Raw genomic sequence first — 14,374 nt, forward strand, 5'->3', positions numbered from 1 at the left:
GTTTTTTAATTCAAAACTCATCACTTAAAATTTTTGTCCGCCCAATTACCGATTAAATAACTAATCGCCACCCCTGATTTTGGCGAGTAACATGGGCGCGATCTCGGTGACGGGCAAAACATACTGTGCTGCACCGAGGGCGATCGCTTCTTTTGGCATTCCAAACACCACACAGCTTTTCTCATCTTGGGCAATGGTAATGCCACCGGCACGAGCGATCGCTTCCATCCCTTCCGCACCGTCTCTACCCATCCCAGTCAACAATATCCCCACCGCTCCTTGACCGTAGAAACTCGCCACCGACTTAAAAGTAACCGTGACAGAGGGGCGATGTCCCCCCACTGGCGGGGCGGCAGAATGACAAAATCTGCCTTGAGTATCCAATTCTAAATGCAGCCGTTCCGGTGGAAAATAAATCGTTCCCGCTTTTGGTATTTCCCCAGCACGGGCAATTTTGACGGGCAAACGACATTCCAACCCTAACCAATCCACCATTCCCTGCAAAAACCCCTCGCTGATGTGTTGAATACAAATCATTGGGAGGGGGAAATTCGCTGGCAGATGGATAAGAATGTTGTATAAAGCTTGCGGCCCTCCAGTAGACGCGCCAATTGCCACGATTTTGGATTTTTGATGGGGGATTTTAGATGGGGAATTTATCGTCGAAAATTTAAAATCCAAAACTGGCTTCTTCCGATACTGGGTAAAGACACTCACGCCAGACAGGATTTTAATCTTGCCGATTAACTCCTGTTTTACTAACTCATAATCCGATCCCGCACCACCACGAGGCTTGGGAAAAATATCCACTGCCCCCGCCTCTAAAAGCCGGAAAACATTTTGCTTATCCTCTTCCTGTACCGAAGTGCTAATCACCAGAATCGGACGAGGATAAGTTGCCATAACCTCAGAGATAAATTCCAGACCGTCCATCTGTGGCATATGTAGGTCTGTGCAAATCACCTGTGGCGAACAAGAAGGAATCAATGCCAATGCTTCCCGACCCGTTTGAGCCATTCCCACCACTTCAATTTCTGGTGAGGATGACAGAATCCGTTTCAGCACTGCCATTGCAATCGCAGAATCGTCTACTAATAAAACTCGAATTGGCATTTTGTTCATTGCTAATTGCTAATTATTCAAAAGCCATTAGCGATTAGCGATTAACTACACAAGTCTTCTTAAGGTTTCTAATAATATTTCTTGGTTAAAAGTGCCTTTGGTAATGTAAGCATTCGCACCAGCTTCTGCACCTCTGCGTTTATCTTCATCTGAAGCCAGAGATGTCACCAGAATGATTGGAATTTCATTATATTCCTTATTCTGGCGAATCTTTGCAGCAAAACTCAGACCGTCCAAATTCGGCATTTGCACGTCGGAAACCACCGCATCAAAAGAACGAGTTTTAAGTTTGTTGAAACCGTCCAATCCGTCCACTGCTGTTACCACTTCATAACCGGCACCCTCCAGAATGCGTTTTTCTTGAGTGCGAATGGCAATGGAATCTTCTGTCAACAAGATTACGGGTTTTCTGTCCTCTTCTGCAATTGGTGCAAACGATTTTCCAAGTGGGTTTCGTTTTCGCACAGATTTAATTAAATCTGAAGGATTTAAAATCATGCAAACTTCCCCGGTACCGAGGATAGTTGCGCCAATCACATTGCGAACTCGTTTGAGCAATTTACTTTGAGATTTGAGTACCACATCCTGTTGATCTACCCAGCCATCAACGAATAGTCCCAGTTGGTCATCTCCCACTTTCAAAATAATGCAGGGCAGTTGTTCTAAATCGGTAGAAGTCGTTCGTTGTCCGTTGCTACTGGCGACTGGAAATTCCAGCAAATCTGCCAGTCGCGCGACGGAAACCGGGTGTCCATTCACAACAATGGTTTCTCTGCCTTCAATCGTAAAAATTTGATTCTGGGAAATCAACCGCATTGTTTGCACAAACTCCACTGGAAGGGCGTAAGCTTTTCCGCTCACTTCCACAATCAGTACCGGCGCGGTTGCCAGGGTCGTGCCTAAACAGAGCCGAAGCGTGCAGCCTTTTCCAGGTGTTGATTCAACCTCAATGCTGCCTTTGAGACGTTCTACATTGGTGCGAACCACGTCTAACCCTACGCCTCTGCCTGAAACTTCGGTCACAAAAGTCCGCGTTGAGAAACCAGGGGCAAAAATCAACGAGTGAATTTGAGCCGGTGTCATGGCGGCGAGTTCTTCTTCCCGGCAGAGTCCGCGCTTGAGAGCTGTCTGCTTAATCTTTTCGATGTCTAATCCTCGCCCATCATCCTTAATGGCGATCGCAATATTTGTGGCAGTTTGATAGCTTTTGATCTGAATAGTGGCGGTACGCGGCTTTCCCTGCGCTTCCCGCTCTGCTGGTGTCTCAATACCATGATCGACGCAGTTACGAAGAATATGCATCAAGGGATCTTTCATTTCTTCCAAGATGCGCTTGTCCGCTTTAGTTTCGCCGCCTTCAATGACCAGATTGACTTCTTTATTTTGCTGTCTGGCTAAATCCCGTACCATCCGGGGAAATAACTGAAAAATGGTGGATAGGGGCAACAGGCGGAGAGTGCGAATGCCTTCTTCCAAGTCACCGGCAATGGTGTCCAGTCTGGCGGTATCTTCATAGATGGCATCTCTTAACTGGTTGATCAGAACTCCCAGGCGCTCATCGAAGTCCTGTAGAGGCTGGCTTCCCCCGTTCATACTGTAGGAGTGTCCCCCCAACGGCGCTGTAGAGATGGGGTCTCTCCGCCCGTTCTGAGGGGAAGCAGTGAAACTTACCGCTTGCCTGTCACCTGTTATCTTTTCTTTGTGTAGGCTCAGGGCTGAAGTTTTCTGCACGCTTAGACGGCTCGACTCCTCCCATAGCGTCACGATTTCCTCAATTTCAGCGAGTCGATGGGCAATGCGGATTTTGGTAACGGTGAGTTCGCCTGCTTGGGTCAGCAATGCATCAAGATTGCGGGTTTCGACGCGAATCGTTTCGATGCGGTAGGGTTCGCCGAGGGCAACGGGGGGGGAGTTTGGGTGTTGAGAGCCGTTGTGCGAAAAGTTGGGTGGACTGTTTTTACTGTTGGGAGCATCAGGGGCAGGTTTGACACCCACCTCCACTGGTGTGAGGGATGCGGGTGTTTGGAGAAATGTTGTCTGTAATACTTCTATGTTGGCGGATGTTTCGGGCAGTTCAGAAGTTATATCCGGAGAAAGGGTTTCTTGCTCAATTGCTTCCTCATGTTCTCGCTGAACTGCTTCCTCATGTTCTGGCTGAACGCCTTCTTGGTCTAAATAATTCTGATTATTCTGATTCACTGGAGTTGTAAATTCAGCTCCCATCATGTGGGCGAGGACGAGAAAGGTGTTGATACCTGTGGGTTCCCCGGTGACGGCTTCGCAGACCAGTTTGCGAATGGCATCTAAGCCTTGATAGAGGCGATCGCATATTGCAGATACCAGTTGTGTTTCGCCACGTTTGACACCTCCCAAAATATGTTCCAGCTGATGGGTGAGAGTTTCCACATCGCGCACGCCCAGCATTCGCGCATCACCTTTGAGACTGTGGGCTTCCCGCAATAATTCTTCTAGTCGAGCTTCGTCGTTGGGGTACTTTTCTAAATGCAGCAACCCATCATCAAGTTTCTGCAAATGTTCTTCGCTGGCAATTTTGAATAAATCTCGGAGTTCGTCGTCTTCTATCATCATGGTTAACTGAGAAGCTTTTAGCTTTTGATTCTTAGTTTTAGAGATAATTAGCCGTAATTTTTTGGGATATTTTTAAGCGAATATAGCAATCCTGGTTGAATAGTGAAATTTTCTTTTGTTAACGAACCGCGTTGGCGGAGCCTGTGCCTTAGCGCTTAGACGCTCTAGCAAAGCAAGGGTAAGCTCAGGACACCAAGTAAGAGAGAAAAAGGAGCAGATAATTTTACGACTTTTGCACGGATTGCTATAGGATTCGCTACACCACTGACTTGAGGTTCAGAGCCGCTTCATTCAATCTTTGGATGCCGATTTTAGTTTGAGTAATGCCACTGGCATTTTCTTTAGCTGCGACATTAAGGCTGCTCATTGCATCAACGACTTGTTGAATCGCGATCGCTTGTTGTTTGGCAGAAAGCGAAATTTGTTGACTGTTTATGGCGATATTTTCGATGGCATCAGCCACGCCGGTGAATGCTTGTGCTGTGCCCTGAGCGGTTTTCACCCCAGCTTCCACCGTTTTCGTCCCTTCATCCGTCACCATCACCGTGACATTGATCGCGTTTTGAATATCACTAACCAGGACGTTAATCTTTCCGGCAGATTTCTTACTTTGTTCTGCCAGTTTGCGAATTTCTGCCGCCACCACCGCAAAGCCTTTGCCGTGTTCGCCAGCTCGAACAGCTTCAACGGCTGCATTCAGTGCCAGCATATTCGTTTGGTTGGCTAAGTCACTCACCAAGCCAGAGATATTACCGATTTGATTCGTTTGCTCGGATAGACGGAGAATTTGAGAAGCGATCGCTCCCACTCTATCCTTGAGCAGCGCCATTTCCTCCAAAGTTCGCCCGACGGCTTGGCTTCCACCCTCCGTCAGCGACAGCACTTGCCGCGATCCAGTTGCTGCTGCCTCGGCTTGCTCTGCTGATTGCTGAGATGAAGCACCCAACTCATCCATCGTGATCGTGGTTTGATTCACAGACGCCGCTTGTTGAGCTGCCGTGCGTTCTTGTTGCTCTACTGTGGCAGCAATTTCTGATGAAGAAGTGACAATCGTGTTGACAATGCCAGATATTTTGGCACCCAGCGGCTTAGCAATCGTGATGCTGAAGAAAACACCAAAAATAATCGCAGTCAGGGGGCCAAGAATCATCCCAACAAACACCCAAAAAGAGGTTTGAGCCACATCTGTTTCTGCTGCCTTCTGGGCTGCTTCCCCAAAGTTCTGGTTGTATTCCACAACTGCTAGCACCGATTCTGTGGCTGTGTTAAATGAGTTTAGTTCTTCATTTGCTGCCAGTTCGCTAAGTTCGTCCAGCAGGGCATCCGCCGCTTTTGCCCGTGCAAATTCTGGTGAGGTCTGCCTCTCCTGACTTACAAGCTCAGCCAGCCGATTCGCAGGATCTAAGACGCCCAGTTTGGCAAATTGTTGATAAATGTCCAGGAATCTTTCATGGTCTTGCTGCCACCTTTTCCAGTCCCCAAGAAATTTTTGATAGAGCTTTTTTTCGTCGGCAGTCTGTGAAATTGACTCATATTGTTTAAACCCTTCATCAATCTGCGCTTTAGCATTTTTAATTCTATTCAATTCAAACTGGCGATTTTCGGTTTTCAAAAATGTATTGAGTAGCGCTCGTTCCGATGACTGGATTTGGGTTTGTCCTTCATTGATTTTCCACAATCCAGTTACGCTAGGCAAAGTATTATTCCCCAGTGTATTAATATGGTCGCCCAGCCGAGTAGCTCCGCTCCAACCTACGAGAGCAACCACTAATACAATTAGACCCATTAGTAAAAATGAGCCGATTAATCGAGATTGTAAAGATAAATTTTTAAACATCAGACTTATCCTGCATTATTAAATTCGACGATCGGGTAAAGATTGAAGGCAGCTTTGTTCAGATATTGGCGCTAAGTTTGATTTTGCTCGTACTAGTATTTTTTTGTTTCCTCAGTCAAGCCACCATGACTAGCTGGATAGCGATCGCTTAGGGCGATACAAGGAGTGAGAGAAAGCCAGTAACTCAAAATACTGTAGCTAATTTACCCGTTTTATGACTTTTCGTTTTTAAATTTAATACACCTAGAGGATTAGTATAAATACTGGTGATAAATTCTTCTTAGGGTAGGTTCTCCTAAAAAATTGAATTGCCAAAGAGAGGATTGTTTAGAAAATGTAAAATTTCTTAGTCAAACCTGCCCCTAACATCTCTATAATCCACCAAGAAAATACTCTTTGGAATTTTTTTAAAAATCTATACATACTTAGTTGTGTGTTAGAACGGCTCTTATTATTAATCCCTCTTCCGCTCTAGGAGTGTTAAGAGTTTAAAAAACTTAAAATATAGAAATGATATTTATTCACGCTGCTAACCAGCCGCATACAGATTAACCAAATGACTGCCTTGAATCTCAACGCAGCTTTGTTGAGGTTTTAAGTGCCAATCGGTTGAGTAATGCCGCAAGCGGTGTCTTTGGCTTGCTGATTGAGAGCCTTCAGCGCTCCAACAACCTGTTAGATAGTGGCTTTCGCTCTTCTCTTCTCAGCATCGCTGCCCCTTCTAATGTTAGCGATGCCGCCTGGGTTGCTATTCTCAGCCAGCATTAAAGCTTTCTGGGCAATGGAATTTAACAACTAATCACACTTCTTCATCAACCATCAACCCTGCTTGCATCAGGATTTTGGGTAGATCTAAAATAGCTATCATCTTTTCGCCGTAAGCAACCGTTCCTCGGAGGTATTCTTCCTTAACAGAACGGGCTGCGGCAGGTACTGGCATCATCTCCGACAGGTGCAAATACATTACATCCAATACCTCATCAACTATCAAACCAGCCACTAGATCGTCGATGCAAGCAACCATCGCCTTCGCTGTATTCTCTAGATTACCCAATGGTAAATTTAATACCCCACGAATATCGATTAATGTCAAAATCTCACCCCGCAAATTCATATTGCCGACAATATAAGGTGGGCAACAAGGAATCGGAGTAACTTTGCGAATATCAGTAAATTCGCGCACGTTCCCCAAATCCACCCCAAAATATTCATTATTTAAATTAATCACTGCCATCGGGCGGCTTCCCGTAAAATCTTGGTTCTCCGCTTGTCGCCTTAAATTTTCTGCCCGTTCCTGAAAAATCGCTTTTTCTTCTGAGGTTTTATTGGAGAAAAATAGACGACTCTCTTGGTGAGAAACAAAGGCAATATCAGCTTTTGTTTCTGGATTTAGCGATTTTTTTCCTGTAATTAATGTTTCAATTTTTTCTGAGAACTGGAGGAGCTTTTCCGGGTTTAGTAACATCACGATATCTGCCTCTAACTTGGCAATCCCCGTAACAAAATTGGGTTGATTTGCGATCTCTCGTTTATAGGAAAAATCTGCCGCGATCGCATTAGTGTAAATCTTCTGCACGTCATGAACTTCATTGACAATAATGCCAAATCTAAATCCCTGACATACCAGAACAATTACACTATCCATAAGGCGATATTCTGGGAATCCGTACCCCAGGCGAAAATGAAGATCCATAACTGGTAAGATTTCACCCCGGAGATTAAGCACTCCTACCATTTCAGGAGGTGCTTCTACGATTGGCGTTAACTCTGGGAGAAAGAAAATCTCTTGTACTGAAAATGCTTCTACTCCATAAAGGGAAGCATTCAAGCTGAAAATAATATATTGTTTATATTCCATAGAGATTATAACTGTGGTTGTAACATTTTTTGGATGTGTACGATCAATTCTCCAACGGTCATTATTTCTTGGGATTCAACTATCGATTTTTGAGGTAATTTTTTTAAAATTTCTAAAGCAACTGTTCGCATTTTTAAAGCTCTAGAAAAATTTCCTTCTAGTTCGTAAATGCCGCTAATTTCTAAATATGCCGAGATAGATGAAGGCTCTAAGTAAATGATTTTTTTTAATAAACTTTTAGCTTCTTCAACATCCCCCCGTTCTTCCGCAATATGGGCGAGTAGGTATAAAGGTTTTTCAGAAAGAGAATCGATTTTAAGTGCTAGTTCGCAGTAGTGAACTGCCTTGTCATATTCACCTAAGTTGGCATATATTTGAGCCATCAGATAGTAAGACTCAAAGTTTTTGGGTGCCAAAGCGATCGCTTGCTCTGTTTTTTGAATTGCTGAGGGATAATACTTCTGTTTAAAAAGGGTTTTAGCTTCACAGAGAAATGCCTGAAAGCTTGAATTATTCGCCGATTTCTCGCTGATTTCAAGATTGGATAAGCATTTGCATTCATTGACTTCGTTACTAATTTTGTCTTTTATTGGCACCAGAGAGTAATTTTTAGAAACTAAGTGTGCTAGTTCTATTTTCACCTTATTTGCTGCTAGGGAAGATGGGCAAAGTATTGGTTCTTCAGTGTCAGAATAAACTTTTGCTTTCTTCTTTGAAAGCTTCCCTCCAAACGTCTCCTTAGGGCGTTGATAGATCGTTGATTCGGGAAACGACTCCGTGTGAAATAAGCTGATATCTATCCCCTGAAGTTCAGCATGAGCCGTCAAAAGATATCCTTCTGGTTGTAAAGTATTGTAAAATTTATTGACAACAAGTGAAATAGCAGGTTTATCAAAATAAACAAAGACATTTCGACAAAGAATTAAATCAATATTTTGAACATCTAACAATAAATTAGGAAAGGGCGTTTTAACTAAATTGACAGTTTTGAAATTAACTATGTTTTGAATGTTGTTGTTAATTCTCCATTCCGTCCCATGTGGCTCAAAGTAGCAGCTTTGTAGTTTCTGGTCTAACAATCGAAATGACCAAGAACTATAAACTCCTTGTTTTGCTTTATTGATAGACTCTTGATTGATATCTGTTCCTAAAATATAGAGATTCCAGCTTTCCCAATCTGGAATGAGTTCGGTGAGGAGAATAGCTAGAGAATAAGGTTCTTCGCCAGTTGAGCATCCCGCGCTCCAAATCCGCAGAGTTTTTGTTTGTTTCTTAGCGGCTATCAATCGCGGTAAAATTTGATATCTTAATAGAGAAAACTGACCTTTATCTCGAAAAAAGTAACTTTCGCCAATTGTTAACAAATTCGCTAGTTCTTGCCATTCGCTCTGACTTTGATAATTATCGATTTCTAATAATTGGTAATAAGCCTCAGGAAGATAGATAGAAATGACGTTCATCCGGAAGCAAATTTTTTCACATAAAGCTTCTCGCTCTTGCAGACGAATCTGTAAGCCTGTATGAGTCCCAATGAGTTGTATAAAACGCTGTATGAGAGCTTCATTAAATTGTCTTTGAAATGACACGGAATCTCCTTCTCATTAAACTTCCCTGGTAGGACGAGTAAATAGCTTACTGAATACAAGAGGGCGATCGCTTTAGCGGCAGATGCATTCCTCGGCAAGGGCAACGCTTAGTCGTGTTGAGTGGTTACAGGCAAGGAATCATAGGAATTTCAATCCAAAACTCTGCTCCCTGTCCTGGTTCTGACACGCACTTGAGCATTCCGCCATGTTTCTCCACCACAATTTGGTAGCTAATGGATAGCCCCAAACCAGTTCCCTTGCCGACTGGCTTGGTGGTAAAGAAGGGGTCAAACAGACGCTTGATAACGTTCTCTGGCATTCCTGGGCCATTGTCTCGAATCCGAATCACAACGACTTGGTTCTTGGTCATTGGTAATGGATCTTCGGTGATTGGCGTCAGCGACGTGTTAGGGCTTCCAGTCTCTTCCTCATTACCCGTTAGACGATTACGGATTTCGGTGGCGATAGTAATTTTCCTTGGTTCGGGTTGGCTGTCGAGGGCATCAATCGCATTGCTGAGAATGTTCATGAACACTTGATTGAGCTGACCGGCGTAGCAATCGACTAAGGGAAGATTGCCGTACTCCTTCAAGACTTGAATCCCGCCGTAAGCGCCATTGGGTTTCAGACGGCTATGGAGAATTAGCAAACTATTGTCGATTCCCTCGTGGATATCGACCGGCTTCATTTCAGCTTCATCCAGACGAGAGAAGTTCCGCAATGACAAGACAATCTGACGGATGCGGTCAGCGCCCATTTGCATGGAAGATAGCATTTTGGGCAAGTCATCAATGATGAACTCTAAATCAATCTCTTCTTCTTGCGCTTGAATTGCGGGAACGGGATTGGTGTAGTGCTGTTGATAGAGGTGTACGAGATCGAGTAGGTCTTGAATGTAGTCGCTGGTGTGGCTGAGGTTGCCGGTGATGAAATTGACTGGGTTGTTGATTTCGTGAGCAATTCCAGCGACCATTTGACCCAAGCTGGACATTTTTTCGGTCTGAATCAGCTGAGATTGGGCTTGTTTGAGATTGTGCAATGCTTGCTCTAGTTGTTGCGTCTGGGTTTGCGCGGCACGGGCGGCGGCACGGCTTTGGGCGTAGAGTTCGGCTTGGTCAATGGCGATCGCTAGCTGATCCACGACGCCTTGCAGTAGCTCAATTTCGCTGTCAAGCCAGGGACGAGATCCACTGCTATGACTACAGACAATCGCGCCTAAATGACCGGCGTGGGTTTTCAAAGGTAGCAGCAGCACCGAACGAACGCCCAAATTGCTCAGTAGAGGTGCGATTTGCATTTCTCCATCCTCGGCATTTAGGCTGCGATCGCTTGTCAGATCGTCAACCCGCAAAGTCTGAAGTTTGCGGATTTTGTCGCTTAGGGGATCGAGTTTTTCTGGGGGACACTCGGAGAGCAAACTCGGTCTACTGTCTTCTGCTGTCGCTTCGTGAGTTACGGTCAGACTCGCCTGATTGGACTGCGCCCAGCACCACAAATACTGACATTGGTCAACTTGCAACAAACCGCGAATCTCATTTACGGCGGTTCCCAGAATGGTATCTAGGTCGAGGGAATCTCGAATCTGGCTTGCTAAGCGGAACAGCAAGGCTTCCCGACGTGCCGAGAGGGCTTCTTTCGCCCAAGACCGATCGATGGCGATGGCGATCGCGTTGACGACCCACCCTAAGACTTGATGAACGGCTTCGGTAAAGCGTTGGCTGCTGCATACAGCCATGACGCCCACCAGTCGCTCTTCGACAATCAGGGGATAGGTTGCTAAATAGCTTTCGGGAATTCGCAAACAGCTTTCAGCGACAAAATCATCGTACAAGCGGGCTTCCAACCCGCCCCCAGACCGATAATTACTATCCTGAGTCAGGTAGGGTTGACGAGTTTGAGCGACGAAGCCGACGAGGGTACCGTCTAGAACTTGGTGACGCTGAGCCAACAAATCTTGCCAATACAATTCGCTGTCTCGATCAACCCTTGTCGTTGCTTGCAATTCCAAGCGATTGAGTTTTTGGTTAAATGTCCAGATACAAGCAAAAGTTGCATCGAGATGCTGCACCATTGCTTCCGTACAGTGATTGAGACTTTCTGATAAAGACCCAGCCGCACCCAAAGCAGTACCGATTTCTGCTTCTAGGGTCGAGAGGCGCGATCGCTCCATCAGTGCTGCTTCTGACTGTTTGCGACCTGTAACATCCCGGAAATAAACCGATAGACCATCTTGATAGGGATAGCCCCGCACTTCAAACCACGACTCCAGCGGCTCGTAGAACACCTCAAAGTGAACCGTTACTTGATTGGCAACTGCCCGCTGGTACTCCTGATAAAAATTAGAAGTGACTGCTTCTGGAAACTCATCCCAAATACACTGATTAATCAACTCATCTTTGCTTCTAAATAAAAGCTGCTCTGCCCGCGAGTTCAAATAGGTGAATCGCCACTCGGTATCTAAAGTAAAGAAAGCATCGGTAATACTTTCCAAAATGCTCCGAGTGCGGTTCTCGCTGTTGACAGCCGCCTCGCGTGCCGCCTGTTCTCTCGCCAAAAGCTGGATGCGCTCCTCCTCTTGCCGCTTGCGCTCGTCGATATCCGTGTTCGTCCCAAACCAACTAACGATCCTGCCTTCGTTATCATGCACGGGTACCGCCCGTCCCAAGTGCCAGCGATAGTTTCCCTCAGCCGCATTCAGCAGGCGAAATTCAACTTCGTAAGGCTCTCCCGTAGAGAGAGAATGACTCCAGCGGGCAATACACCCCGGCACATCCTCCGGATGCAGCACATCTTGCCATCCCCAGCCCACCATTTCCTCAAAGGTGCGTCCGAAATATTCTAGAACGCGCTGGTTCACATAATCGAGTGCGCCATCTGGCTGTGCCGTCCATACCTGTTGCGGAATCACTTCAGCTAAAGCGCGAAAGCGCTGTTCGCTCTGCCGTCGTAATTCTTCTGCCCTTTTGCGCTCAGTGATGTCTTGACGGATTGCTACATATTCAACGGGTTTTCCATCGGAATTTAAGACGGGCACAATGGTGGTATCTACCCAGTAACAAGTTTTGTCTTTGGCTCGATTTCTGATTTCGCCATGCCAGACGCTGCCACTACTGATGGTTGCCCACATCTGCTGAAAAAATTCCTTGGGGTGATAGTCAGAATTGACGATGCGGTGATTTTGTCCGAGCAGTTCCTCTTTGGAGTATTGAGAAATTTCGCAGAATTTATCGTTTACATAGTTAATCTTTCCGGTCGAGTCAGTGACTGCCACGATTGAAGATTGAGCGAGTGCAAACTTGATGTCTGCCACTTCTTTGAGAGATTCAGACAGTGCAAATTCAGCTCGCTGACGCTCTTGTTGTGCATGAGCGTCTTTGATGGTAATCATCAAGTATCCGGCAATATCAGTTAAGGTGGCTAGCTCATGTTCGCTCCATTTGTATGGTTGCGGCGAGTCAAAGCACAGCAAGCCTACTAACTGGTCGGAATACGGAAACGGTACGTCAAGCATAGACTGGGTTTGGACTGCCAGCAGGACATCAGCGAGAGGTGCTAGCCGGAAGTCTTGGGTAACATCGTTACAGATGAATGATTCGCCCATCTGCAAGGCATTGAGATACTCCGGAGCCGCAGTGAGGTCAACCACCGCTCCTGAGAGTTTCGGCATTCCTGGCGGCTCGATGGAGGAAATTACCGTCAAGATACCTTGGTGATTAATCGTTGAGTAAGCTATTCGCAGATAAGGGAAATATTCGCTAATTTGTTTGAGCGTGCGCTCAATTATTTGCTCTATCGACAAACCAGATCGGGTTTTAGTCGAGATGCTGTTAAGCAACTGAAGACGAGTTTTGCTCTTCAGAAGCGCTGTCTCGGCTCGCTTGGAGAGCGTGATGTCTGTCTGAATGCCAACCAAGTAAAGTAAATCGCCATTATCTGAGAACACGGGCGAAATTTTTAATTGGTTCCAGAAAGGTTGACCATCTTTGCGATAGTTTAGCAGCGTGACTTTAACTTCTTTCGCTTGAGCGATCGCATTCCTAATTTTTGCGATCGCTTCTGGATCGGTATCGGCACCTTGCAAAAACCGGCAGTTACGACCAATCGCTTCCTCTGGCTGATACCCAGTAATTCGGGTGAAAGCTGGGTTCGCGTAAACAATCGGGCAATTTGGTTGATGGGGATCGACGATGACAACTCCATCTGAAACTGACTTTACAGCTTGTGCCAGTTTCAGATTTTCTGCGGCGGCTCGACGCAAGGCATCTTCAGTTTGCTGACGTTTGGTGATATCCATAACTGTGCCGATCGTGCGAACCGTTGTTGCCGTTTCGCTGTAAAGAACTTTGCCTTTTCCCGCTAGCCAGCGGATACTGCCATCAGGACAGACAATGCGGAATTCAATCTCGTGGTCTGTTTTACCCTGAATAGAGTCAGCGATCGCCCCAGCGACAAGTTCCCGATCTTCAGGATGAACCCATTTTAGGAAGCATTCCTGAGTTGCGTCAGTGCCCGGAACTAAACCCAATAGCCCCTCTAAATTATCAGATCCTGTTGGAGCGATTCCTTCACCTGTCAAAAGATTAAAATCCTCAATGTTAGTGCCAGAAGCTGCTCGTCCCAACTGAAATCGGGTTTCTTTCTCCTGAAGTGCTGCTTCAGTTTGCTGTTGATTGATGATAATTTGTTCGAGGTTTGTTAAGTTTTTTCCCAGTTGTAAGTGAGCGATCGCTTGCTTTCCTAATGTCCCCAGTGCTTGCTGCTGTTCCTTGCTTAAATCTCGCGGCACATCATCGAGGGCAGATAGCACCCCTACCATCACGCCCTCAGACGTGACTAAGGGCACACCCGCATAAAATCGGATTTTTGGATCGAATTTCACCAAGGCATGGCTAGCAAACCGTTTATCAGACAGGGTATCCCGAACCAGCATCAACTCGCATTCGCAGATTTCTGGTTGCAGGATGGCATAAGTGCAGAAAGCAACATAGGCGTCAGTGTCTGGGGTAGAAATGCCCAATTTTGACTGAAGCCAATGTTGTTTGCCATCCATAAAGCTGAGCAAAGCCATCTTTGTCTGGCAAATATAGGCTGCTAAACGGGTCAGATCGTCGAAAGCAGCTACAGATATTTGAAGATACGCTAGCTCCGGAGGAGCTGTAACGCTGATGCGATCGGGGATAGAGTTGAGTAGCGGACACCATCCCAGAGCATCGAGCGGGATTGCTCCGTTTCCAGGTATTCTTGCGTTCATGTTAAGCGCCCTTTTCTGCGAATGCTGCACTTTTTAGGAGCTAGCTGTATAAATGTTTACTTTTATTAAAACCGGATGATGAAGGCACTCTTTGAGACTTACTTTCCCTTTGCCTCTATGAGAAGCTTTAT

The 14,374-nt window shown here is 45.8% G+C and carries 7 protein-coding genes; 1 reads left to right on the forward strand and 6 read right to left on the reverse strand.

Features of this window, described 5'->3' with window-relative positions:
* Window positions 1-60: 60 nt before the first annotated feature.
* From cheB to NDA03_RS16495, 3 genes are all read right to left on the reverse strand, one after another.
* The gene (cheB, locus tag NDA03_RS16485) at window positions 61-1,113 is read right to left on the reverse strand and encodes a chemotaxis-specific protein-glutamate methyltransferase CheB (protein WP_348238627.1); all 1,053 of its coding nucleotides are present in this window, start codon (window positions 1,111-1,113) and stop codon (window positions 61-63) included.
* A gap of 54 nt (window positions 1,114-1,167) precedes the next feature.
* Window positions 1,168-3,708 (reverse strand): hybrid sensor histidine kinase/response regulator, encoded by a 2,541-nt coding sequence (locus NDA03_RS16490; RefSeq protein ID WP_348238628.1) that lies wholly within the window; start codon window positions 3,706-3,708, stop codon window positions 1,168-1,170.
* Window positions 3,709-3,967: 259 nt separating this feature from the next.
* Window positions 3,968-5,548 carry a methyl-accepting chemotaxis protein gene (locus tag NDA03_RS16495; protein ID WP_190413556.1) on the reverse strand — a complete coding sequence of 527 codons (1,581 nt, stop codon included), beginning with the start codon at window positions 5,546-5,548 and terminating at the stop codon, window positions 3,968-3,970.
* Window positions 5,549-6,157: 609 nt separating this feature from the next.
* On the opposite strand from NDA03_RS16495, the gene NDA03_RS16500 reads away from it, so the two are divergent.
* Entirely contained in the window at window positions 6,158-6,316 is a 159-nt protein-coding gene (locus NDA03_RS16500; RefSeq protein WP_190413554.1) for a hypothetical protein, read from the forward strand.
* Window positions 6,317-6,347: 31 nt separating this feature from the next.
* On the opposite strand, the gene NDA03_RS16505 is transcribed toward NDA03_RS16500, so the two are convergent.
* The 3 genes from NDA03_RS16505 to NDA03_RS16515 form a co-directional block, all read right to left on the reverse strand.
* Window positions 6,348-7,406 (reverse strand): chemotaxis protein CheW, encoded by a 1,059-nt coding sequence (locus tag NDA03_RS16505; RefSeq protein ID WP_348238615.1) that lies wholly within the window; start codon window positions 7,404-7,406, stop codon window positions 6,348-6,350.
* A gap of 5 nt (window positions 7,407-7,411) precedes the next feature.
* The gene (locus tag NDA03_RS16510; protein WP_348238616.1) at window positions 7,412-8,992 is read right to left on the reverse strand and encodes a CheR family methyltransferase; all 1,581 of its coding nucleotides are present in this window, start codon (window positions 8,990-8,992) and stop codon (window positions 7,412-7,414) included.
* A 124-nt stretch (window positions 8,993-9,116) separates the two neighbouring features.
* Window positions 9,117-14,243, reverse strand: coding sequence for a PAS domain S-box protein (locus NDA03_RS16515; protein ID WP_348238617.1), 5,127 nt, complete (start codon window positions 14,241-14,243; stop codon window positions 9,117-9,119).
* Window positions 14,244-14,374 lie beyond the last annotated feature (131 nt).

The organism is Trichocoleus sp. Lan (genome assembly GCF_039961855.1).
GTDB lineage: Bacteria > Cyanobacteriota > Cyanobacteriia > Cyanobacteriales > FACHB-T130 > FACHB-T130.

What these genes read in the sequence shown, in the direction of transcription:
- cheB (WP_348238627.1), bottom strand. Translation starts at nt 1,113, where the DNA reads ATGCCAATTCGAGTTTTATTAGTAGACGATTCTGCGATTGCAATGGCA.
- NDA03_RS16490 (WP_348238628.1), bottom strand. Translation starts at nt 3,708, where the DNA reads ATGATAGAAGACGACGAACTCCGAGATTTATTCAAAATTGCCAGCGAA.
- NDA03_RS16495 (WP_190413556.1), bottom strand. Translation starts at nt 5,548, where the DNA reads ATGTTTAAAAATTTATCTTTACAATCTCGATTAATCGGCTCATTTTTA.
- NDA03_RS16505 (WP_348238615.1), bottom strand. Translation starts at nt 7,406, where the DNA reads ATGGAATATAAACAATATATTATTTTCAGCTTGAATGCTTCCCTTTAT.
- NDA03_RS16515 (WP_348238617.1), bottom strand. Translation starts at nt 14,243, where the DNA reads ATGAACGCAAGAATACCTGGAAACGGAGCAATCCCGCTCGATGCTCTG.